The sequence below is a fragment of the Streptomyces beigongshangae genome (assembly GCF_019710745.1).
Lineage (GTDB): Bacteria > Actinomycetota > Actinomycetes > Streptomycetales > Streptomycetaceae > Streptomyces > Streptomyces beigongshangae.
In genome coordinates this window covers 22,961-45,665 of record NZ_JAHKJW010000060.1, presented here as the reverse complement: position 1 = coordinate 45,665, position 22,705 = coordinate 22,961, and the positions used below count along the sequence as shown (strand labels likewise).

Annotated in this window: 12 protein-coding genes and 3 pseudogenes; 9 read left to right on the top strand and 6 right to left on the bottom strand. The window is 69.8% G+C overall.

Annotated elements, in window-relative coordinates; all coding sequences use genetic code 11:
- Positions 1-109 precede the first annotated feature (109 nt).
- From KM933_RS32400 to KM933_RS32390, 3 genes are all read right to left on the bottom strand, one after another.
- On the bottom strand, positions 110-1,366 hold the full coding sequence (locus tag KM933_RS32400) for a WS/DGAT domain-containing protein (RefSeq protein ID WP_221358996.1): 1,257 nt from the start codon (positions 1,364-1,366) through the stop codon (positions 110-112).
- On the bottom strand, positions 1,363-1,527 hold the full coding sequence (locus KM933_RS32395) for a hypothetical protein (RefSeq protein ID WP_221358987.1): 165 nt from the start codon (positions 1,525-1,527) through the stop codon (positions 1,363-1,365). Before KM933_RS32395 ends, KM933_RS32400 begins: the two co-directional genes overlap by 4 nt.
- A 209-nt stretch (positions 1,528-1,736) precedes the next feature.
- Entirely contained in the window at positions 1,737-1,961 is a 225-nt protein-coding gene (locus KM933_RS32390; RefSeq protein WP_221358985.1) for an acyl carrier protein, read from the bottom strand.
- A gap of 308 nt (positions 1,962-2,269) precedes the next feature.
- Here KM933_RS32390 and KM933_RS32385 point away from each other — a divergent pair.
- The 3 genes and pseudogenes from KM933_RS32385 to KM933_RS40765 form a co-directional block, all read left to right on the top strand.
- A pseudogene (locus KM933_RS32385) lies at positions 2,270-2,536 on the top strand (NF041680 family putative transposase); the annotation flags it as partial.
- A 418-nt stretch (positions 2,537-2,954) separates the two neighbouring features.
- A complete protein-coding gene (locus tag KM933_RS32380; protein ID WP_221358983.1) occupies positions 2,955-5,048 on the top strand; it encodes an amino acid adenylation domain-containing protein in 2,094 nt (697 codons plus the stop codon).
- Between the two features lie 407 nt (positions 5,049-5,455).
- Complete coding sequence (locus KM933_RS40765) at positions 5,456-5,695, top strand: hypothetical protein (RefSeq protein WP_221358981.1); 240 nt, start codon at positions 5,456-5,458, stop codon at positions 5,693-5,695.
- A 117-nt stretch (positions 5,696-5,812) separates the two neighbouring features.
- Here the strand turns inward: KM933_RS40765 and KM933_RS32370 are convergent, their stop codons facing one another.
- Entirely contained in the window at positions 5,813-13,207 is a 7,395-nt protein-coding gene (locus tag KM933_RS32370) for an SDR family NAD(P)-dependent oxidoreductase (protein ID WP_308013612.1), read from the bottom strand.
- Between the two features lie 109 nt (positions 13,208-13,316).
- A complete protein-coding gene (locus tag KM933_RS32365; protein WP_221358979.1) occupies positions 13,317-14,444 on the bottom strand; it encodes an SDR family oxidoreductase in 1,128 nt (375 codons plus the stop codon).
- A 502-nt stretch (positions 14,445-14,946) separates the two neighbouring features.
- Here KM933_RS32365 and KM933_RS32360 point away from each other — a divergent pair.
- From KM933_RS32360 to KM933_RS39895, 4 genes and pseudogenes are all read left to right on the top strand, one after another.
- Entirely contained in the window at positions 14,947-15,483 is a 537-nt protein-coding gene (locus tag KM933_RS32360; RefSeq protein WP_221358977.1) for an MMPL family transporter, read from the top strand.
- Between the two features lie 6 nt (positions 15,484-15,489).
- Entirely contained in the window at positions 15,490-16,395 is a 906-nt protein-coding gene (locus KM933_RS32355; protein ID WP_221358975.1) for an AurF N-oxygenase family protein, read from the top strand.
- 187 nt (positions 16,396-16,582) lie between these two features.
- A pseudogene (locus tag KM933_RS40760) lies at positions 16,583-16,966 on the top strand (SDR family NAD(P)-dependent oxidoreductase); the annotation flags it as partial.
- 67 nt (positions 16,967-17,033) lie between these two features.
- Entirely contained in the window at positions 17,034-17,399 is a 366-nt protein-coding gene (locus tag KM933_RS39895; protein WP_260334480.1) for a hypothetical protein, read from the top strand.
- A 94-nt stretch (positions 17,400-17,493) separates the two neighbouring features.
- Here the strand turns inward: KM933_RS39895 and KM933_RS32345 are convergent, their stop codons facing one another.
- Positions 17,494-19,695, bottom strand: coding sequence for an MMPL family transporter (locus KM933_RS32345; protein ID WP_221358963.1), 2,202 nt, complete (start codon positions 19,693-19,695; stop codon positions 17,494-17,496).
- A 708-nt stretch (positions 19,696-20,403) separates the two neighbouring features.
- Here KM933_RS32345 and KM933_RS32340 point away from each other — a divergent pair.
- Positions 20,404-21,495, top strand: a pseudogene (locus KM933_RS32340) (IS630 family transposase).
- A gap of 512 nt (positions 21,496-22,007) precedes the next feature.
- Positions 22,008-22,352, top strand: coding sequence for a hypothetical protein (locus KM933_RS32335; protein ID WP_221358961.1), 345 nt, complete (start codon positions 22,008-22,010; stop codon positions 22,350-22,352).
- The last annotated feature ends 353 nt before the right edge of the window (positions 22,353-22,705 follow it).

Genomic DNA, 22,705 nt, shown 5'->3' with positions numbered 1-22,705 from the left:
TCCACACTTTCAAAATGCTCTTGATCAGCACAAACATACAGACCTAACGAAGCACTACTACATCAGGGCAACTCAAGCCGGGCGGACCGCGCATCGACTCGGTGATAACTCACATGCGGTCGCTGACCAGTCCCTCACCCAGCCGGCTCTCCAGAGATGCCAGTTCCTCGCACCATGTGTCGGCCAGACACTGCGGATGCAGATCCGGGGTGCCCTTGCCTGTCACGAACCCGACCCGGACCCGTCCGCCGAACACACTCAACGTACTCGCACACAGCTGGCCCAGCAGCGGCGAGGACAGTGCGAACGCGTCTCGCACCGGCCTTCCGGCAAAAGCAAGCCCCCAAGGGAAGGTGACGTAGCTCGCGATGAGCTGGCTTCGTCGTGCATCGAGCAGGCGGCGGGTGATCCACATCCCGATCCGCGACGGGGACAGATCGTGCAGGGCGCGCAGAGCAGCCCGGTAGGGCGAGGAGCGCGCGTGCTCGGTCGCCCGGTGGACTGCTGCAAGTGCGGGCCCGTCGCCTCCTGTCGGCAGCGCGACCCTGATCATACCCACGCAGTTGCCCAGGCCGTCTCGCTGCTCACCGCGCAGCCGCAGGTCGAGCGGGACACAGGCGTGGAGTGCTCGTAGGCCGACCTGCTTGGTCAGAGCTGAGGCCACTAGCGCCACGAAGACGTCGTTGACACTCACCCGCGTCCGACGAGCGACTGCGTGCAGACGGGCGCCCTCCACCTGTACACCACTGATACGACGCCCACTGGCCGTACTGCAGGCGAAGCCGCCCTCGCCAGCCCAGCGTGCCGGCAGGAGCGACACCGCCAGGTCGGTGGCAACCGTCGCCGTCGCCACAGGCTGCAACGCGCTAAGCGGCCGAAAACGACGGCAGGCATGGTCGGGTGCGGTGCCGAAGAGCACTCTCAGAGTGTGCATGGCTGCCCCGGCGTCCTGCAGGGCGTGGTGTGAGCTGAAGCACAGGGCGTACTCCTCGTCGGAGTAGCCGTGAACCGACGTGAGGCTCCAGAGGCCGCAGCCAGGCAAGTCCCGGCCCAGCAACGCTCCTTCAAGCGCGGCAACTCCCCCCGGCGGCACAGTGAGCGAGTCGATCTGCCCGGCGATCTCCTGTGACGAGTCGATCGTCCAGCGGCGGCCGCCGACTCCAAGGCGGCAAGTGAGCTCGGGCAGGGAAGCAACACGCTCGGACACATGACGACGCAAGACGCCCAGCGCGGGCGGTGCCCCGGGCAGCCGCAGCACGTACACATTGTGCAGGTCGTGGTCGGAGGCGGGATGACGACCCATAGCGAGGAACGCCCTGTCCACGGGGCCGAGGCGCGGCTCAGGGAATGCGCGGTCCGACTTCATGCGCCGGCTACCACCAGCGCCGCGTTGCGGCCGCCGATGCCCATCGGCTGGGGCAGAGCGAGCGTCATCCGCACGGGGGTGCGCTGCGTGGGGATGTCGATCCGGCCCTCTGGGTCGAGACGCTCCAGATGTGTGGTGGGCGGGACCTTGGGCTCTTCCACCGCGAGGACGGTAAGGACCGCTTCTACCGTGCCCACGTCACCAAGCAGGCCGGGAACACGGGCGGCCAACCGGAGTGGGCTGCCGTCCAGTGCTGGGTCTGGGGGTACGCATCCTTGGCCCGTGCACACCGCCGCCCAGACCGGCGCAACGCCCATGTCGGCGGGGGTCGCCAGCCCCATCCCTGTGACCGCCACGTCAGCGCGGCGGGTCATCGCACATTCTCTTCCATCGTCTGAGCGATGTCCTCAAGCCGCTCCATGCCAAACAGGTCGAGAGGCTCCAGCCGCACGCCCGTACGCTGCCGAATCGCCGTGGACAGCATGACCACGCTCAAAGAGTCGAGCCCCACCTCGAAGGTAGTTGCCGAGGGGCTGATCAGTGCTTCGGGAATCCGCAGCTCCTCCACAAGGATCTGTCGCAGGTCTTCGAACACGGGCTCACCCTCATTGTTGTTGCCGCTGGCGCTGAGCCGCCTGTTCACAGCAACGAATCGCCCCCGCGCAGGGACACGGGAAACTTCCGAAAAACACGCGCTGGTGGCCGGCCGGTCCGCACGAGCTCTTGGAGGTCCTAAACCTGGTGCTGACCTCGCCGTTCACATGACCCGCTGATCCTGGTTCGTTCCCGGGACAGCAGGAGGGCCGTTCCTTCACGCTTCGAGGTGTCGAGCAACGTCGTGAAGGAACGGTTGCTGGTGATGAGTCTCGCCGCTGAACAGTCCGCTGACGCCGCGTTGGGTGCCTGTCCCACTTTCGTGTCCAGTTCTACGACTGCCTCTATACCCGGGCGGATGCGCTCTTCCAGCTGACCGACGCGGTGCTGTGCTCGGACGGCCCGGTGACGTCACTGGTCGAGCTGATGCTCGCGGCCGAGCACCGGCGCCTGCGCAGGCTGCTGGCCTCCACGCCGCTGCCGCGTGCCGCTGACGGGCGGATCACACTCACGGTGGACGTGAGCAACCGGCTGCGACCCGACGCCCTCACCAGCCTGGAGTTGCTAAGCGCGCATCAACCACCGACCACCACCGTCCCTCAGCACCACCGACACGAAACCGAGGGATCGCAGACACGAAGCCGACAGATCGCAGTCAGTTTCAAGGATCCGCCGATCCGGTGACAAGGCGCCACGTGGTCGTCAATGAACACGTACACTGCCGCCAGAACGGCGTCGATTTTTCCCTGTATATCGATCGATGGACGCCCTTCGCCATGATTGTGACCAGCGGACATTGGACTCATTCATCAAGGAAGGGCGACAGTGGACTTCTGGTGGGCCGACGACGTCGCGCCGTTCCCTCGCATGGAAGTCGAATCAGGCCTACTTGAGGCTTCCCGGTTGATGATGGACGCCGAGCATGGGTGACCCACGCCGTGGCCGGTCCTCGTCACATCCCGTCCGAGTGACGAAAGAAGTATGCGCTGCAGTTGTGGACGGCGTCGGCCGCGGCCGGGACACACGGGAGGTCGTAGGGATCCTCGGGGCCGTTCTGTTGCAGCGCTACGAGTTGCGTGGACTGGTCGGTATCCGGACACTCGGCCCGGACGCTACAGGGCTGGAAGTCGTCGTTGAGGGCGGCCAGACGGTCTCCGGCGTGTTCGACGGGATCCGCACGAAGGGCGAGGCCGCCCACGACGTCGTTGTGCGGATGTCAACCGACACGCCACCCGCAGACGCCCGGTTGTGCATCGATGTCGAGGGCGACAAGCCCGTGGCGGTTTCGATGCTCGGCTTCTCCGAGGACCAGGCAGGCATTCTCGCGGAATCGCTGGCCCAGCTGTGGCTGGGTGTTGCACAGGCTCCTGAGACGGCTGTGCGAGACTTCCTGCTCCAAGACCCGGCTTCGAGCCCGGCGTATGCACGGCCAGCAGCCCTCCCGATCGGCGGCCCACCCGTTCCCCCGGTACGGCGGCTCCAGGAGCACGCCCGGGCCCATCCGGACCGCGTGGCCGTCTCGGACGGCGAGCGGCGGCTCACTTACGGCGGCCTCACCGCGGAAGCGACGCGCCTCAGCGCCAGGTTGCGGGCCCTCGGGGTCGGCCGCGGCACCCTCGTCGGTCTCACGGGGGCCCCCTCCGTGGATCTCGTCGTCGCCATCATGGCCATTCACCAGATCGCCGCAGCGTACGTTCCCCTCGACCAGGCGAATCCGGAGTGCAGGCTGCAGGGGATTGTGGAGGACTGCGGGCTGCGCATCGTCCTCGACTGCGGCGGTGGCTGGTCGCCCGCTGACGAAACCCTTCGGGTCGTCCATCTCAGGAGGAGCGATGAGGGCCCGCAGGCAAACTGGGGCGCGCCGCTCGCAGTACATCACGACGATGGTCAGGGCGACCCGTTGCCTGAGTCGGGGCCGACACCTGACGACCTCGCCTATGTGCTGTACACGTCTGGGTCGACCGGCGCTCCGAAGGGCGTGCTCGTCTCCCAGGGCAACATGGCCCGCCTCTTCACAGAGACCGCGTCTCTGCTCAATTTCGGGCCCGACGACACGTGGACTCTCTTCCACTCGTATGCATTCGATTTCTCGGTATGGGAGATCTGGGGGGCTCTTATGTACGGCGGCAGGCTCGTGGTCGTACCGTGCGAGGTGGGCCGGAGCCCGTCCCGCATGCTTGATCTGCTCGCTGCCGAACGGGTCACCGTGCTGTCCCAGACGCCCTCGGCGTTTGCCGCGCTGGCCGCGGCCGAGCTGACCGAAGACGATGGAGCGCCTCTTCATCTGCGGCTTGTCGTCCTCGGCGGGGAGTCTGTCGACTACGAGGTTCTCGCGCGTTGGGTAGAACGCCACCCGCTCGGCCAGCCCCGACTCGTCAACATGTACGGCCCCACGGAGACGACGGTATCTGTGACAGTCCATGAGGTCCGGCCGCAGGATCTGCGGGCCGGAACACGGACGATCGGTCGCCCGATCCCCGATCTCCGGGTTCATCTTCTCGACGCGTCGGGCTCCCCCGTCCCAGACGGTGCCGTCGGCGAGATCTGGATCGAGGGCCCCGGCGTGGCCCAGGGCTACCTCGGCCGCCCCGAACTGACCCGCGAGCGCTTCCGGGAGGTTGCCGCCGCGCCTACCGTACGCCGGTACCGCTCCGGCGACCTCGGCAGGCTGGATGCCGAGGGCCTGCTTGAGTACTGTGGACGGGCCGACGACCAAGTGAAGGTACGCGGCTATCGCATCGAACTTGGTGAGGTTGAGGCCGCGATCAGGGCGCATCCCGATGTCGCGAACGTGTGCGTCGCGGCTGAGCCGGGCCCACTCGGCCGTACCCGTCTCGTCGCCTACGTGGTGACGGGTGCAGAACCCGGCCCGGCGCCTCGCGAGCTTATCGCTTTCGCCCGCGACCGGTTGCCCATGTACATGGTACCCCAGGCTTGGCACGCCGTCCCCGCCCTGCCGCTCACCGTCAGCGGCAAGCTCGACCGGGCCGCGCTGGCCCGTGGCGGCGCGGAGACTCGCCCCACAGCCGGTGGCGCTCCCACCAGAAAGTCGCCGGGCACAGCTCCGACTCAAGGCCGTCCTGTCTAGCTGCCCCGAACCCGATGCCCTCACCGGTCACGTCCGGTCCTTCGCCCAGATGCTCACCGAGCGCTGACGGCGGAAATGCGAAGCTCCCCGCAGGCGGTCTGATCGGCTCCCCGCTCGCGGACACGGGATCTCCCCACTGATGGACGCCGTTCTTCCGGTGTCTTGATTACCCGGCCTGTTCTCTTGGCCGGGTGACGGCCAAAGAGGAGATCATGGAGATTCCGGGTGTTCCGTCCGTGGATTCCCGAGCCCGGGCTGCGGGTCCCATGGGACTTGGGGCCACGGGCCGAAAATCGCAGGGCGTAGCACCTGGCTGTGGTGCGCCTGGCTGGCCTGGTCGAGGTTCCGCGTCTTCATCCCGGTGCTCGACAAGAGGCTGCCGACGATCGCGCTGCCTGGATGCCGTATTGCGGCGGATCGGAGGTGCCCCCATCTACGCGCTCACCGACAACGAGCGCACGGTCACCACGGACCACATTGCCCGTATACCCGTGCGCAACTCGCAGATCATCAAGATCGGCCACCACAGGGCTCATCATCAGAACCTGCTGCCGGCCGTGTTGGCGGCCCCCGGGCCGGCCAACTGGTCGATTCCGTCGCCCGGGCGTAGGCGCCAAGGGGTGCCCGTGACGTCCGAGACCGCCTGAGCTCCTGAGCTTGTCGCCGACGTACTGCGGCATGCAGGCCGTCGCCGGACCTAGCAGTTCAGCGGGGTCATCTCTGCGGGGCAGCCGTAACGTGGCTGCCCGGCAAGTGGCCGCGGCCTACAGCTTGAGAGCGCGGTGGACGCGGTGAGCGATGCCGTCGACGGTCGCGGCGGCCATGAGGTCCATCATCGACAGGTCGCAGCTGAAGGTTTGCTGGAGCACCGCGGCCAGTTCGGCGCCCATCAGCGAGTCCAGTCCGAGATCAGCGAGGTGGCTCGTGGGGTTCACGCGGTCGGCGGGGGTCTGCAGGATGCGTGCTGTCGCTTCGACGAGGGTCTCGGTGATCAGTTCCAGGCGGGCTGGGTCTCCGTCGGCTGCCTTGAGCCGCTGTCGCAGGTCTTGTGCCTGCGCGCGGCTGCTGCGGCTGCCCGCATGGGTCAGCTGGGCGCCGAAGCGGGGTACGCAGACGGCCGGGAGTAGCTGGGTGAGCCTGTTCCAGTCCATGACGCCGACTGCTGCCTGGCCTTCGAGCTGGTGCAGGTGGCGGTCCAGGGCTGCCAGGGCGGTGTCCGGGGTGATCAGTCCGATGCCGGCACGGGCCATGGTTTCGGTGAGGTGGGTGCGGGCGACGTAGCCCGTGTCGGAGATGCCGCCCCACGACAGTGCCAGGCCCTGCTCGGCAGCGTCGCGGCGGCTGCGCATGAGTGCTTCGAGGTAGAGGTTGGCCGCCGCGTAGGGGGCCTGGTGCTGGTTGCCGATCAGCGCGGCGACGGAGGAGTAGACGACGAAGAAGTCCAGGCCTAGGCCAAGGGTGAGCATGTGCAGGTTCTCCGCGCCGCGCACTTTGGGCGCCAGGACGGCGGCGAACCGTTCGGCGGTGAGCTCGCTCAGTGGTGCGTCGTCCAGGTGCATCGCGGCGTGCACGATGCCCCGTACGGGGCGGCCCTGCTCGTCGGCCTGGGTGAGGATGGCCCGTACGGCGTCGGGGTTGGTGATGTCGGCGGCGTGTACGTCGGCGTGTACGCCGTGGCGGCGCAGGTCGGTGAGCAGGTCTGCTGCCTCGGGAGCGCCGGCCCCGCGGCGGGAAACCAGGGTCAGGTGGCGGGCGCCGCGGGTGGCGAGGTGGCGGGCGGTTGCGGCGCCGAGGCCGCTCAATCCGCCCGTGATGAGGTAGGTGGCGTCATGGTCCAGGCGCGGTTCCGGGTGTGGTTCCTCGATGGTGACGGGCAGGTGGTCGGTGAAGGAGATGACGACCTTGCCCAGGTGCCGTGAGTGGCGCAGGGCGTGGAAGGCGTCGTGGATGTGGGGCGCCGGGTGGCTTTGGTGGGGCAGAGGCCGGTAGGTGCCGTCGGCGACGCGGTCGGTGAGGGTGCGGAAGGCGGCCGTGGCCTGTGAGGGTGTGTCGGTGAGCAGTCGGGTGATGTCGACGCCGAAGTAGGCGAGGTTGTTGCGGAAGGGACGCAGCAGCATCGGGGCGTTGGCATAGATGTCCCGCTTGCCTAGTTCGATGAACCGGCCGCCTGGCTTCAGGCATTCCAGGCTGCGGGCGATGGCTTCTCCGGCCAGGGAGTTGAGGACGACGTCGACTCCGCGGCCTGCGGTCGCCTCGCGTACTCCGTCGGCGAAGGACAGGTCGCGGGAGGTGAGGACTGTGTCGGCGCCCAGGGCACGCAGTAGGTTGCGCTTGGCCGGGGTGCCGGCGGTGGCGATGACCTTTGCACCGATGTGGCGTGCGTGGGCGAGGGCCGCCAGGCCGATGCCGCCGGCGCCGCCGTGCACCAGCAGTGTCTCCCCTGCTGACAGGCGGGCGAGTTCTTCCAGGCTGTGCTGGACGGTCAGGTGGACGGCAGGCAGGGTTGCGGCCTGCTCGAACGTCATGTGGGCGGGGATCCGGCCGATCTGTTGCGTCCGGACGCGCAGGTGGGAGGCGAAGGTGCCGTGGGCGAAGGCGAAGACCCGGTCGCCCACCGACCAGTTGGTGACGTCGGCTGCGGTGGCCGTGATGACGCCGGAGCACTCCAGGCCGGGCAGCGGTCCGGTCGGGGTGGCCGGTTCGGCGTCGGGGGGCAGCATGCCTTCGGCGAGCATGACGTCGCGGTAGTTGAGGGCGGCGGCCTTGACCTGGATGACCACTTCGCCGGGGCCGGGTGCGGGCGGCTGGTACGGGACCCAGGTCAGCTGGTGGTTGCGGCCGGGGCGGCTCAACTGCAGCCGGTAGGCGTCGTGTGGCTCGGCGGGCCGGGTTGCGGCGGGGAGCGGGCGTAGGCGGGGCACGTAACGCCCGGCCGGCTCCAGCACGATCTCGTCCTCCTCGTCGGCTCCCAGCAGTTCGGTGAGCAGCCGTACGGCGTCAGCGGGGTGATCGCCGCATGGGGCGAGGCTGATGCGGCGTACTGCCAGGGCGGGATGCTCGTTGGCCACGACGCGGCCGATGCCCCATACGGCGGCGGCCCGTGGGGCTGCGCCGGTGTCTGCCGGGGCCGGGTGCAGGCCGGTCGGCGGGGTGATCAGCCACAGCTGGGGGGCGGCCGATCCGGCGGCGACGGCTGAGGCCACCGCGCCCTTGAGGACGCCTGCGGTCCGGGTGATGGCTTCGGTGTCGGACAGGTCGTCGTCCTGGCCCAGGAGGAGCACGGTGCGCGCTGGCGCCTGGGCGGGGAGCGGTTCCCAGTGGTCGCTGCCCGTGGGCGGCAGCGGCATGAGAGTGGTCGAGCCTCCAGCCGCCCGGAGGGCGGCGGCAAGTGCAGTGCCCAGGTTTTGGCTGGGAGGGTCGGCGAGGATCAGCCAGGCATCGTCGGTCTGCGGTGCGATGGGGGCGGTTGGCGGTGTGCCGGGCGCCTGGGGCTGTGTGCCGCGGCGGGCAACGAGCAGGCTGTAGTCCTCGGCGGTCTCGTGGTGGATGCTTCCGGTGGTCAGGACGGTGTCGAAGCCGCAGTCGGACAGCAGGACGGGCCAGGCGGAGCGGGGCAGCAACGGGCCTGTGTGCGGTCGGTCATCGGTGTGGGACCAGTGCTCCGGCAGCAGCCCGAAGCACGGGCCGAGGATCTCCTCGTCGTGGGTCTCCACCGCCAGAAGGTGCCCGCCGGTGTCGAGGAGGCGGGCCAGGCGGGTGCAGGTGGCGCGCAGGTCGGTGGTGGCGTGCAGCACGTTCGCGGCCACGATCACGTCGAAGGACCGGGGTTCGAAGCCCTGCTCCGCTGTGTCCCGGTCGAGGTCGAGAGTGCGGTAGTCGACGAAGTCGTGATCGGCGAACCGGGCCTGTGCTCGGGGGAAGAGGACCGAGGTGATGTCGGTGAAGGTGTAGCGGGTGAGGTGGGGCGGGAGGACGGGCAGCAGGGCCGATGTGATGCCGCCTGTGCCGCCGCCCACTTCCAGCACGCGCAGCGGCCGGCCGTCCGGCCAGGTGCGCAACGCCTCCTGCAGCACGAGGCGGGTGTAGTGGTTATGGGCCCGCATCTGCGGTGTGTCGGCGTAGAAGGCTTCCACCATGTGGCGGTCGGCGTCGCCGAGCAGCACGGAGCGGGCGTCGGTGCGGCCGGTGAGGATGTCGGGCAGGCGGATGCCGCAGTGGGTGTACAGGGCGATGGCGGTGATCCACTGCGGGAAGCGGTCGGCGCACTGGCGCAGCTGTGTTTGCGGCTCGATCTCTGCCCCGGTGAACTGCCACTGCTCGTCGGCTGTGGGTGTGGGCGGCAGCCGGCGCAGCAGCCCAGCGCGGGTGGCGATCTGGGCCATCAGCCGCGCATAGGCGAGGTACTGGTCGCGTAGCCCGGCCCGTACCAGGTCGTCCAGAGCGAAGCGGTCGGTGGCGGGCAGCAGTTCGGCGAAGGCGGCCGCCGCGAAGTGCCCGACGACCGTTTTCATCATGGGGGCGACGTGCGGGTAGTCATCGGCCTGTTCCGCTTCGAGCCTGGCCCGTGCGGTGGCGGTCGCGTCCAGGAGAACGGCCGGATCCGGCAGAGGGGTGGGCTCCGTGGCGGGCGGCTGTCCGGGGCCCGGCGCGTAGCGCAGGACGGTCGTCAGTTCCTGCGGTTCGCTAGCGGTGGAGACGGCGTGCAGGCGGCAGCCGGTCAGCTGGGCGGTCACGGTGCCGTCTGGGGCGCTGAGGGTGACGTCGATGACGGCGTCCGGGCCGGTGAGGTGACGCAGCTCCACCCGGATCTGCCCCTGCTCGGGTGGCTGGCGCCACACACGGGCGGTTTCGATGGCGGTGGGCAGGAACATCCGCCCGGCGGCGGCGCGGGCCAGCAGCGGCGCGGCCGCCTGCAGCGCGCCGTCGCAGATTACCGGGTGGGCGACGAACGCGTCGTCGGTGTGGGTGTCCGACGAGGGCAGCCGGTAGGTGGCGACGACGGCCGTGTCGGAGACGGTAAGGGCGGTGAGGACCTGGAAGGCCGGTCCGTAGCGCAGGCCGGCACGGGCGGTCTGCTTGTAGTGAACGGATGCTTCCACCGCCGTGGCGGCGCCGTTGGCGTCCAGCGGTGCCGGCGGCTTGGGTGCGGAGGCGGTGAGCCGGCGGACCCGGCCGCGCGCGTGCAAAGTCCACTGCGCAGACGCGTCGGTACGCGAGGCGATCAGGACGATGCCGTCCTCGGCAGACAGGGATGTCTGCACCGACACAGATGCGGGGTCGTCGGCGCGCGGCATGGTCAGGGGCCTGAGGACGTGAAGATCGGTCACTTCGCATGGCGCGCCGAGCCCTGCGCGGCCCGCGGCCAGAGTGGCCTCCAGGTAGGCGGTGGCGGGCAGGACCACGCTGGTGTCGACCTGGTGGTCGGCGAGCCAGGGCAGCCGGCTGCCGGTGAACTGCTGGTGCCAGGTCGGCTCGGCAACGGCGGCTCGCTGGCCCAGCAGGGGATGCACATGCGTCTTGTCCTGGGGGATGGTGACCCACCAGTCGGGCGTTCCGCTCCAGTGCCGTTCGCGCTGCCACGGATAGGCGGGCAGGGATACCACAGTGCCGGGGCGGGGGAACTGCTGCGGCTCCTGGACGCGGGCGCCGGCGGCGATGACCGCGGCGGCGGTGCGGCGCACCGCGTGAGGACCGTGCACGTCGCGGCGCAGCGTGGCGTGGGCGGCGCTGTGCTCGGGCAGCAACCGCTTGAGATAGGTCGCCAGGACCGGGTGGGGGCCGACCTCGACAAACTGGGTGCAGCCCGCGTCGATCAGGCTCTGCACGGCGGCACAGAAGGCAACGGGCTCGCGCACGTTGCGCCACCAGTAGGCAGCGTCGAGCTGCCGCCCGTCCACCAACGTGCCGGTGACGGTGGAGGCGAACGCCGCGGCGCCGCGGTGCGGGTGCAGAGCGCGCAGCCGGCCCTCGATGTCCTCACGTACGGTGTCCATGTGCCGGAAGTGGAAGGCGTAGTCGAGATCCAGGACGCGGAAGAACACACCTCGCGTGCTCAGGTTCCGCTCCAGCTCTGTCAGTGCGGCCGGCTCGCCGGCGATGGTGATGTCTCGGGGGCTGTTGACCCCTGCGATCTCCAGACGTCCGTCGAAGGGGGCCAGCTCTTTGACGGCCTCCTCTTGGCTCAGCCCGGCGGCGGCCATGCGGCCGCGGCCGGCCGTGGCCTCCTGCGCGCGGCTTCGCACAGCGACGACCTGGCAGGCCTGTTCCAGGTCGAGGCATCCGGCGGCGTATGCGGCGGCGATCTCCCCCACGCTGTGGCCGACGACTGCGTCTGGGGTGATGCCGTATGCCTTGAGCAGCCGCACCAGGCCGACCTGGACGGCGAAGAGCAGTGGCTGTGCGATCTCGGTTCGGTCCAGGCCCTCGCAGACGGTGGCCAGGCGTTCACGCACCGACCAGTTCAGGTGCGGGCGCAGCGCGGCGTCGACTTCGTCGACGGCGGCCGCGAAGACCGGCTCGGCCAGGAGGTCGGCGCCCATGCCGGCCCATTGCGAGCCGTTGCCGTCGAAGACGAAGGCGACGCTCCCTGGGGCCGCCCGCAGCGCGGTGGCGGCCGACTCGGTCTGCTCGTCGCCGGCCAGGCGCAGAAGGGCTTCGGACAGTTGCACGGTGTCCTCGGCCCAGACGCAGGCGGCGTGCTCGTGGCGGGTGCGGCGTCGTGTGGTGGTGTAGGCGATGTCGTAGAGGTGGTCGTCGGTGAACTGCAGGTGCTGTGCCAGGCGTTCGCAGGATGCCCGCAGTGCCGCGGGCGTGCGGGCCGAGACGACCACGGGCAGCGGGCGTTGCCGGGTGCGGGGGTGGCCTGGCTGGGCCCGGCCGGGAACGGTGGGGCAGGGGGCGGCGAGGACGATGTGGGCGTTGGCCCCGCCGAACCCGAAGGAGTTCACCCCGGCGACGGGCAGTTCGTCGCCGTCCAGCGGCTGCAGGCGGGTGACGGGCTGCAGGTTGAGCTTGTCGAAGTCGATGGCCGGGTTGAGCGGGTCGGCGTGCAGCAGGGCGGGGACGTGCCGGTGGCGCAGCACGAGGAGGGCCTTCAGCAGACCTGCGATGCCGGATGCGGCCTCCAGGTGTCCGATATTGGTTTTGACCGAGCCGATGGGCAGCGCTCCCCTGTTGCGTCCGGTGCCAAGGGCGCGGCCGATGGCGAGGGCTTCCAGCGGGTCACCGACCGGGGTGCCGGTGCCGTGTGCCTCGAGGTAGGACACGTCGTCGGGGACCAGCCCGGCCCGGTCGTACACCGCGCGCAGCAGCGCTTCCTGTGCATCGCTGCTGGGCAGTGCGAGGCCAGGGGTGCGGCCGTCGTTGTTGGTTGCGCTGGCCACGATCACCCCGTGGATGCGGTCGCCGTCGGCCCGGGCGTCGGAGAGTCGTTTGAGCAGCACCAGTCCCCCGCCTTCGGCTCGCACGAACCCGTCGGCATGTGCCGAGAAGGCCCGGCAGCGTCCGGTGGGCGAGAGCATGGACGCAGCGGAGAAGCCGGCGAAGCCCTGCGGGTTGAGGAGGATGTTGACGCCGCCGGCGACTGCGGCGCTGGCCCGCCCGGCGAGCAGGTGCTCGCAGGCTTGGTGGACTGCGGTCAGGGCAGAGGAGCATGCGGTGTCGACCGTGACGGACTGCCCGCGCCAGTTGAAGAAGTGCGAGATCCGGTTGGCGACGATGGCGCCGGCCATGCCGGTGACGGTGTAGGGGTTGGCCGCCTCCGGGACGCAGGATTGCAGCTCGCCGTAGTCGCGGCTGGAGCAGCCGATGAACACGGCGGTGTCGCTGCCCTCCATGATGGCCGCGTCCAGGGCGGCGTCGTCGAGGACCTCCGCCGCCAGCTCCAGCAGCAGCCGCTGCTGAGGATCCATCCGGGCCGCTTCCCGGGGGGAGGTGCCGTGAAAGTACGACGAGTCGAAGCCTGTGATGTCCTCGAGAAAGCCGCCGGCGGCGGTGTAGGACCAGCCCGGCCGGCGTGTGGTGTCCACGAAGTCTCCGACGGGGAAACGATCGGCGGGGACCTCACCGATCACGTCCCGGCCCGCGGACAGCACGGCCCACAAGTCATCGAGGGTGTGGATGCCGCCGGGCAGCCGGCAGGCCGTTCCGACGATGGCCACGGCGTCATCCGACCACAACGGCATGTGCATAGACACAGAACAACTCCGAAGGCGTGCAGCGAAACGATGAGAGGAGCAGGCCAGCCCGGCGGGGGCCGGGCTGTTCGGGTCAGCGGGAGCCGACCGCCTGGCCTGTGAAACCGAGTGCCCGGCGCAGAAAGCCGGCGTCGACGGGCGCCGGTCCGGCAAGTTCTGGAGTCGCGGCGAGCGCGCGGGAGCGGTCGTAGGTGCGTCGGTGGCGGCAGTAGCTGAGGAAGCCGGCGAGGTGTGAGGCGATGTACTGCTCGGCCAGCGAGGCGTCGTGGACCTCGCCGTCGAAGCAGTCGATCCGCAGGCCGGGGTAGTGCGCTTCCATCGCATCGAACAGCGCTTGGACGGGGGTGTTGTGCGCGTGCACGACGTGGAAGGTGCGCACGTCGCCGACGTCGGGGGCCGTGTCGTATCCGATCCGGACCATGGCCTGGGTGGCGTAGGAGTCGGGGACGATGTTGAGCGTGGCCGTCGGTGAGGCCGCAAGCCGCAGACGCAGCCCGGTTCCTTCGCCTCGCTGCGCCGGGATACCGGGTGCGCCGCCAAGGGCCACGGCTTCGATCATCGATCCGAGAACCGACAGTGGGTGGCCGGCTGCCTCGTCCGGGTGGGTGCGGTCGCTCGCCACGATACTGGGCCTGAGCACCACGGCCGGCCGACCCTGGCGCTCAGCCCAGTGACGCACGAGCCGTTCGGCTTCGAACTTCGAGGCGTCATAGTGCGTCTCGAAGCCGTGGGCATCCGTCAGATCGTCTTCCATGATGCAGCCCTCGGTGCGTGCGCCGGCAACGGCCATAGTGCTCAGGTGGACCAGGCGGCAGTGCGCTGCCGTCATCTCCATGAAGGCCAGCACGTGGGCGGTGCCCTGCGCGTTGACCCGGAACAGACGATCCCGTTCACCGGTCAGCGCGATGTCTCCGGCGCAGTGCCAGACCGCGTCCACCTCGCGGGCGATCCGCGCGTGCAGCGCGGGTGAAAGACCCAGCCACGGTTGGGCTACGTCACCGCTCACGCAGCGCAGCCGCGAGAGGTTCCCCGGGTGGGTCACTTCCTCACCATGGACCCGCAGGGCGTTCACCACGCGGATACGCAACAGCGCAGGGGTCCCGCGACCGAGGGCAATCACGCGTTCGTTACGGGTGGTCAGCAAGGTGTGGGCGACACGGGAGCCGAGGAAGCCAGTGGCGCCGGTCAGCAGAACCGTCACGACAGCCAGCATGATCGATGAAAGAGAGAGACCCCAGTCAAAACGCTTGTAGTTGCTCGACTACCAAGATGCATGTTTGTTCGACGGCGGTATTGACTACACCATGGGGCGGAAAGCCGCGAGGCCTCAGTCGGCGCTTCAGCCCTGCCGGCGGAGCCGCCTCGGCAATGGAGGTGAGGCCCCGCGGTCAGCCGCCCAGTACGGTAGGAAGGTCTGTGACGCCGGCTTTCGTTTCGATGTTCATAGGCTCCTGGGGGCGGCGAGGCCGAGGACTTCTGAGACGGGCTCCGGCCGGGAGTCTCCGGTGCGGGCCCGCGCCGCGGGCCGGGTCGCCCATCCCCCACCGGCCGTCCCAGCTCGCGAGCCGCAGCCTTCAGGCCCATGGGCGTCAGGTCGCCAGCGGCCATCCAAGGGGGTTGAGGTCTCGGAAGGGTGTAGCCGGGGCGTGGCTACGGAACAGAGCCCTCCGGCCTAGTAATGTCCGGCCGCATGAAAGGTGTCGGTGAGCGCCGGCAACATCTCCTCCGCCCTCGGGTTCGCCCTCGCCGTCGACTACCACCTCTGCCTGCTGGCCCGCCACCGAGAGGAGACGGCCAAGGGCGCCACCACCGATGCCGCGCTGCGCACGGCGATGCGGACCGCGGGCCGGGCCGTGGCGTTATCCGCGGGCACGGTCACCCTGTCCCCGTCCGCGCTGCTGGTCATCCCGCACACCATCCTGCGCTCCATCGCCTACGGCGGGATCGCCGTCACCGTCTTCGCCGCGCTCGGCATCCTGGTCGTCCTCCCGGCCCTGGTGGCCGTCCTCGGCGACCGCATCGAACGGTTCGGCGTTCCCGGCCAGCGCCCCCCGCCGCGCCTCGTCGGCCGGGCCGGGGTGGTGGGGGCGCACGGCCCTGACCGCCATGCGGCGCCCGGATCTCGTGGCCCGCGCCGTCACCGCCGCGCTGCTCCGCCCCTCCGTCCCCCACGGCTCCCGTCGGACGTGCGGCCCCCCGCCACGGCGGGGCCGGCCGACACCGAACTACCCCGGAAGTGACCTCCCATGACCCACCAGGCTCCGCACCCGTCCCCGCACTGCGACGCCGTCGCCCGCAGACTGCTGACCGCCTCAGCGGTCCGCTCCTACGACCCCCGCACGGAGATCGACTGGGACGCCCCTCTCGCGCCCGACCTCTGGTTCTGGCCGCCCGAGCGCCTCACGCTGTACGGCACCCCGCTGTGGGACCGCATGGACCACCGGCAGCGCGTCACCCTCTCCCGCCACGAAGCGGCCCACATGGTGCGGATGGCCCAGTGGTTCGAACTGGCCACCATCCGCTTGTTCGCCCGGTACCTGATGGCCCGGGACGGCCTGGACGCGCGCGCCTTCTACGCCCTGACCGAGATGGGCGACGAGACCCGGCACATCACCATGTTCGGGCGGCTGCTGGACAGACTCGACTGCCGTATCCACCCGATGCCCGCCCACATCCGGCTGCCCTTCCCGCTGGCCGCCGCGTGCTTCCAGGACATCACCCTGTTCGCCAGCGCGCTCATCTTCGAGGAAGTCCTCGACCGGTACCAGCGCGAAGCCATGCGGGACGAGCGCCTCCAGCCCCTGGTGCGGTCCGTGTGCCGACTGCACGTCAGCGAAGAGGCACGTCACGTCAGTTTCGCCCGTGCCGAACTTTGCGACGCCGTACGGCGCGCCTCCCGCGGGCACTTGGCCTTCAACCGCTCCTTCACCGCGCTGCTCGCCTCCTACACCGTTCCGGCCCTGGTCCACCCCGATCGCTTCGGTGACCTCGGACTCGACCCGCGGCAGGCCCGTCACCAGGCACGCCACAACCCCCACCACCGCGACACCTTGCTGTGGGCCGGGGAGAAACTGATCGCCTTCCTCACCGAAGTGGACCTGATCAAGGGCCCCCAGCACCCTCTGTGGCGCCATTGCGGACTCATGGCGTGACCACCGCGGCCCGGCCGCCGAACGGCTGGTCGCCCGCGCGGGAGCTCGACTGGGGGGACACGGCTGGGAGTGACACGGCTGGGGTGAACGGTTGAACCTGGTCGCCGGGTCCGCGACACACCGGGCCTCCTTACGAGGTGCGTGGAAGTTTTCTGGTCACGGGTGTGACGAGTGGCGTGGGCTCGGAGTGGCCCTGCGCCTGGCCGCGTCGGGTTGCGAGGTGTCCGCCACGGCACGTGACGCCGAGAAAGCCGAGAAGCTGCGCACGGCGGCGGCCGAGCGGGACGTGCGGCTGCGCACCGTGCTGCTGGACGTCGCCGACGTCGATTCCTGCCGACGGGCGTGTGCCGAGGTGCGGGAGATCACCGAGGGCGGACCGTGGGCCTTGGTGAACAACGCCGGGATTCCGTTGGTGGGGGCGGTGGAGGGCCTCGACGACGCCGCAGTGCGACATCTGCTGGAGGTCAACGTGGTCGGAGCGGCGCGCATGGCCCGACTCGTCCTGCCGGCCATGCGCGAGCGGGGACAGGGCCGCATCGTCAACGTCTCGTCGCTGGCGGGCCGGGTCGCGGCTCCGGGCATGGGGGGGGTACTGCGCCGGGAAGCCGGCGCTCGGCGCCCTCAACGACGCGCTGCGGATGGAGGCCGGGCCCGGCGGGGTACGGGTGGCCGTCGTCGAAGCGGGCGCGTACGCGAGCGCGTTCCAGAGCCGGGCCGTCGACGGCCTGGCGAGGCTCGCCGACGGCGGGCAGAGGCTGTTCGGCGACCTGTACCGGGTGGCGGAGTCGGCGTTGCGGCAGTCCGCCACGCGGCTGCCGAGCGCGGAGCCGGTCGTGTCCGCGGTGTGCCGGGCGCTCACCGACCGCTGGCCGCGCCATCCAAGCGTCTCCGTTCCTCCCCCGTGCGGTAGCGGCCATGGGGCGTCGCAGGGGCATGTTCTCTTCGGGCTCGGGGACCGTTCCCCGGTCGCTCACGGGTCCCTGCATAACGTCCAGGTGACCTGACGATTGCGGCCGGCGAGTGTCGTTCCGCCTTCGGAGCTCCCCGAATCCGTCCGCCCGCCGAGCGTCCACACGGATCGGTCGTGGCGTGGCCCGGTCACCGGTTGGGTGCTTCGGCAGGTGCGGCGGGCGCGGTGGCCGCTGCCCGGCCGGGCATCGTCGGTGACCACCAGTTCGCCCGACCGGCCAGTTGCATGAACGCGGGGACCAAGACGCCTCGTACGACGGTGGCGTCGATGAGGACGATGGCGGCCATGGTCGCGCCCAGCACGAGCAGGAGGCTGATCTGGGAGAGCATCAGCGCGCCCATGCTTACGGCGACCACCAGTGCCGCGGCGGTGAACAGGCGGCCCGTGTGCTCGATTCCGAAGACGATGGCGGTCGTGTTCTGCCCGGTGCGCCGCCACTGTTCCGCCATGCGGGAGACAAGGAAGACCTCGTAGTCCACGCACAGCCCGAAGGCGAGCGCGGCGGCGAGCAGCGGCATGGTGATCTCCAACACGCTCGCCCCTCCTGTGGAGGGCGGTCCCAGGACCTGGAGGCGTTGGAAGAGCAGGACCATCAGGCCGAGGGCGGCGCCGATGCTGAGTGCGCCCAGGACGGCGGCCTTGAGCGCTACCAGCGGGCTCCTGGTGAACAGCAGGAGCATGATGAACACACCGCACAAGGTGAGTCCCGTCCACCAGGGGAGGGCGTCCGTGACGGCTTGCCGGGTGTCGGCGAGGTGGGCGGCTTTCCCGGTCACCAGGGCCGGGCCCAGGCCCGGGGTCGGGGTGGCTCGTACGGCGGTGACCAGGGAGGCGGTGCCCGAGGACTGGACCGGGTCCGCGCTGAAGACCGTGACCAGGGTTCCGGTGCGAGGGTCGGCTCCGGTGCGTCCTTCCGCGACCCGCCGCCCCCTGGCGTACTCGCCCGCCGCCGTACTCACGCGGGCCGCGCCGGGCAGCGTGGCCAGCGTGCGGGCGTACGCGTCGAGTTCCGCTGTCTGGGACGCCGCGTCCGCCTGGGCCAGCACGACGGTCAGCTCCCGTTCCGGTGCGAAGGAGAAGTCCGCGCGGACGGCTGCGGCCGCCGTCCTCGCCTCGGCGGTGGAGGGGAGGATGGACTCGTCGGTCAGCGCGGGCCGCAGACCCGCGACGGACAGAGTCAGGCCGATCAGCAGCATGGCCCCGGCCGTTCCCCACACCCAGGGCCGTGCGGTGACCGCGACGGCGACCCGTCGCCAGGCCGGACTGACCGAGAGGTCGCCGGAACCGCGGCGCCAAAGTCCGCGTCGCTGCGGGTGCGTGCCGTCGAGCCGGCCGCCCAAAGCCGCGACCAAGGCGGGAAGGAGGAGCAAGGTACCGACGGCGCAGAACCCGACGACGATCAGTGAGGCGATCGCGAAGGAGCGGATCAGCCCCAGCGGGAAGACGAGCAGGCCCGCCATGCACCAGGCCATGGTCAGGGCACAGAAGACGACGGTTCGGCCGGTGGTGGACATCGCCCGCCCCACTGCCTGTTCGGCGTCCAGGCCGCGGGCTCGCTCCTCCTGGTAGCGGGCGAGGGCGAACAAGGCGTAGTCGACGGCGAGGCCGAAGCCGAGGGCGCAGCTCAGGTTCACGGCGAAAACCGAGATCGGCAACAGCCGGGTCGCGACCGCGAGCACGGCCAGGGCTCCCAAGGCCGCGGTCGCGCCGATCGCGGCAGGCACGAGGGTGGCGCTGAACGAGCGGAAGGACAGTGCCAGGACCAGGAACGTCACTGGGAGAACGAACAGCTCCGAGCGGACCAGGTCGCGCTCTGCCTGCTCGGTCGCGGTCACGTTGACCCAGGCGGGCCCGCTCACCGCCAGGTCGAGCTCGGGGGCGGCGGCCCGCAGGTCCGGAACCAGGGCCCGCGCGGTGTGGGCGGCCCGCGACTCGTCACCCTCCAGATCGACGAGCAGCAGCGCGCCCCGGCGGTCGTCGGACCGGAGCAGGTCTCTCCCGGTGTTCCAGTAGGACACTGCTGCGCCGACCGCAGGCGTCGCGGCGGCCAGTTGGGTCAGCCGTCGTCCCTGCGCGGCCACCTCGGGTGAGTCGACCGGCCGGACAGTACGGATGTACAGGACCAGATCAGGTGTCCCAGCACCGAACTGACGCGCCGCGCTCTCGGCCCGTTGCGCGGCCGTGCCCTCCGCGGTGTAGCCGCCGTTGGACCACTCGCCCCCGGCGCCGAGCCCTAGAGCTGCCAGCAGCACGACCAGGCCGACCACAGCACCGAGCACCGTTCCACGGTGCCGGAACGACCAGCGCGCCAGCTGGCCGAGCAGAGGCATCCCGCAGTCCTTGTCGCTCTCCGCGGGCCCCGGAGAGCGAGGGCGCCCGCAGGAATCGGTGGGCTGGTGCTCCCCCGGACAGCGGCCCTTCCCAGGGGGAGCAGCTGCAGCAGCCCCTGGCTTGGGCACGGCGGACGCGGCGAGCGGCGCTGGCACGTCGGACGGGGAGGACGGGTCGGGCATGGGCCGTAGTGTCCCTTCGAACGGCGGTACTCGGCCGCCGCGCCTTCGGTCGGCGGGCGGGCACGCATACAAAGTTCTGGCCGACTTTGAAGTCGGCACAGGATCGGGTCCGGGGCGGGACCTATGCGCCTGCCTTGGGACCTATACATGCCGTCGTCAAAACCTGGCCTGAACGTGGAGGGAGATGTGCTGCGTGGGGGAGCTAGGCGTGCCGCTCCGGCCCCGGCGGGCGGGGACCCTGGACACGCTTCCCCATCGGAGCGTCCAAACCGGGCAGGACACGCCGTGGGGCGTCGGAGAAGCTCCGCGCCGGACGACCGGGGTTTGGACACCGTAGGCCGGACGTCCGTCCCTTGCACGCAAGGTGTCGGACGCAGCCAAGCGCACTACAACGAGCGTGCCCGCGCGGGTGGGCGGACGGCCGACGGCGCCGCGGGCGCCACCGCGCATCCTGAGCCGATCCGGCACAACTGAGCTGCTAGTCTTCTGAGTCAGGAGTTCTTTCTAAAATTGTAGGCTTGGGGCATGGCTCGTACGGGGCGGCCGAAGGCCGAGTTGGTGTTGTCGGTGGAGGAACGGGCGGCGCTTGAGGGGTGGGTGCGGCGTCGTTCGACCCCTCAGTCGTAGGCGATGCGGTGCCGGATCATCCTGGCCTGTGCGGACGGCATGTCGAACGAGGATGTCGGTGCCCTGGTGGGCATGACGGGGCAGTCGGTGGGCCGCTGGCGTTCGCGCTTCGTCGAGCATCGGATCGCCGGCCTGGGCGACCTGCCCAGATCCGGCGGCCCCCGTTCGGTAAGCGACGAGCAGGTCGCCGCATTGGTGAAGCGGACGTTGGAGTCGACACCGGGAAATGCCACGCATTGGTCGACGAGAGCGATGGCCAAAGAACTCGGTCTCTCCCAGTCGACCGTGTCGCGAATCTGGCGTGCCTTCGGTCTGCAGCCCCACCGCTCGCAGACGTTCAAGCTGTCGACGGACCCGTACTTCGTCGACAAGGTGCACGATGTCGTGGGTCTGTATCTGGACCCGCCCGAGCGGGCGTTGGTGTTCTGCGTGGACGAGAAGACGCAGATCCAGGCTCTGGACCGCTCCCAGCCAGTGTTGCCGATGATGCCCGGGGTTCCCCAGCGGGTCACCCACGACTGCATCCGCGCCGGCACCACCACCCTGTTCGCGGCACTCGAGGTCGCCACCGGGAAAGTCATCGGATCCCTGCACCGTCGGCACCGGGCCGAGGAGTTCAAAAAGTTCCTGGTCAAGCTCAACCAGGAGATCCCGGCAGATCTGCAGGTGCACCTGATCCTCGATAACTACGCCACCCACAAGACTCCGGCCATCAAGACCTGGCTGATCGCCCACCCCCGTTTCCAACTGCACTTCACACCTACCGGTTCATCCTGGCTCAACCTTGTGGAGAGGTGGTTCGCGGAGCTGACGAACAAACAGATACGACGTGGCGTGCACAAGAGTGTCCAGTCCCTCGAGAAGGACATCCGCACCTGGATCGCCGCATGGAACACCGATCCCAAGCCCTACGTCTGGACCAAGACCGCGGACGAGATCCTCGAACACCTCGCCACTTATTTACACAGGATTCCTGACTCAGAAGACTAGTGGAAGGCGCCGTCGGCAGCATGGGACGGGGTCGGCACGGTCACGACGAGGGCGACGGCGCCGAGGGCAGCGCCGATGATGTGGCGAAGACGCATGTGAGGGATTCCTTTCGCTTGGCAGACATAGACCGGTGGTCAAGCCATCCAGCACAAAGCATGCCCACCGGCTGTGGGCCCACATGAGCAATCCTGTCCGCGCGTGGTGGTGATCTCAGGTGCGCGGAAGCAGCGTCAGCGCGCGCCTGCACGCTTACACACTTCGCCATTTGAATCCGCCCGAACCTCGCTCCCCCCGCCCGCGCACCGCGCGACCGCGTCGCAAACGCCGGGTGACCGGGCACCCCTCGGACGCCGTAGGCAGGATCGTTTCGACGGCCCTCGTTCGGGCGAAGCCGCCCTGCACAGGGGATGACGCGGTTCTCTCTGAGGCAGGTTGTGACAGTGTCCGCCTACCGGACCGACCGGTGCCGCCGCGGCGCCGAGACCACCGCATCCCCGAAAAGGAGTGCCTTCGTGCGCTTTCGTTCCTCCGTCGGCGCCGCCCTCGGCGCGCTCGCTCTCGTCCTGACCCTGCCCACCTCCGCGAGCGCCGCCGAGGGGACGTTCCAATACACCTACAGCGGGCTCGACGGCGGGCCCCAGCTCGCCGCGCTGGCCGACCCGGAGAGCCGCGTCTGCCACACCCTGCCGGAAGTCGCCGACGAAGACGCATCGTCCCCGGCGCACTCTCCCCGCAACCGCACCGACGCATCTGTCACCGTCTTCACAGAGGCCGACTGCGAGGGCGACCACTACACCCTCCGTCCCGGCGGCCAGGCGTCCGAGCGCCTGAAGATGCGCTCGGCGGTCTTCAGCTAGGACGGGCACCCGGTGCCCCCGGAGCGACCCCATCAAGGGGCCGTACCGGGGGCACCGCTCCGCCGGGGCGGACTACCGCACCGCCCACTTGATCGGCTCCTGGTAGGCAGTACAGGCCGTCCCGGGCGGAGGCGTCCGCAGAAACCCGCCACGAAATGATTTTTGTTAGAACCTAAGGGCGCTGACGGGTATCGTCCTGGCCGCACCGCACGGTCACCCCGGGTGGCACCACGGGTCCACAGGGAAGAGCTCCCGGACATGGAGGACGCGGCACTGCCCGGCCGGTGCCCGCGCGGCCCACAGTTCGGTGGTCAAGTCATCCCCAGGACGGGGAAAGGAGACGAGGGGCTGTG

Coding starts and splice junctions, on each gene's coding strand:
- KM933_RS32400 (WP_221358996.1), bottom strand. CDS start 1,366: ATGAAGTCGGACCGCGCATTCCCTGAGCCGCGCCTCGGCCCCGTGGAC.
- KM933_RS32345 (WP_221358963.1), bottom strand. CDS start 19,695: ATGCCTCTGCTCGGCCAGCTGGCGCGCTGGTCGTTCCGGCACCGTGGA.
- KM933_RS32355 (WP_221358975.1), top strand. CDS start 15,490: ATGACCCACCAGGCTCCGCACCCGTCCCCGCACTGCGACGCCGTCGCC.
- KM933_RS39895 (WP_260334480.1), top strand. CDS start 17,034: ATGGAGGCCGGGCCCGGCGGGGTACGGGTGGCCGTCGTCGAAGCGGGC.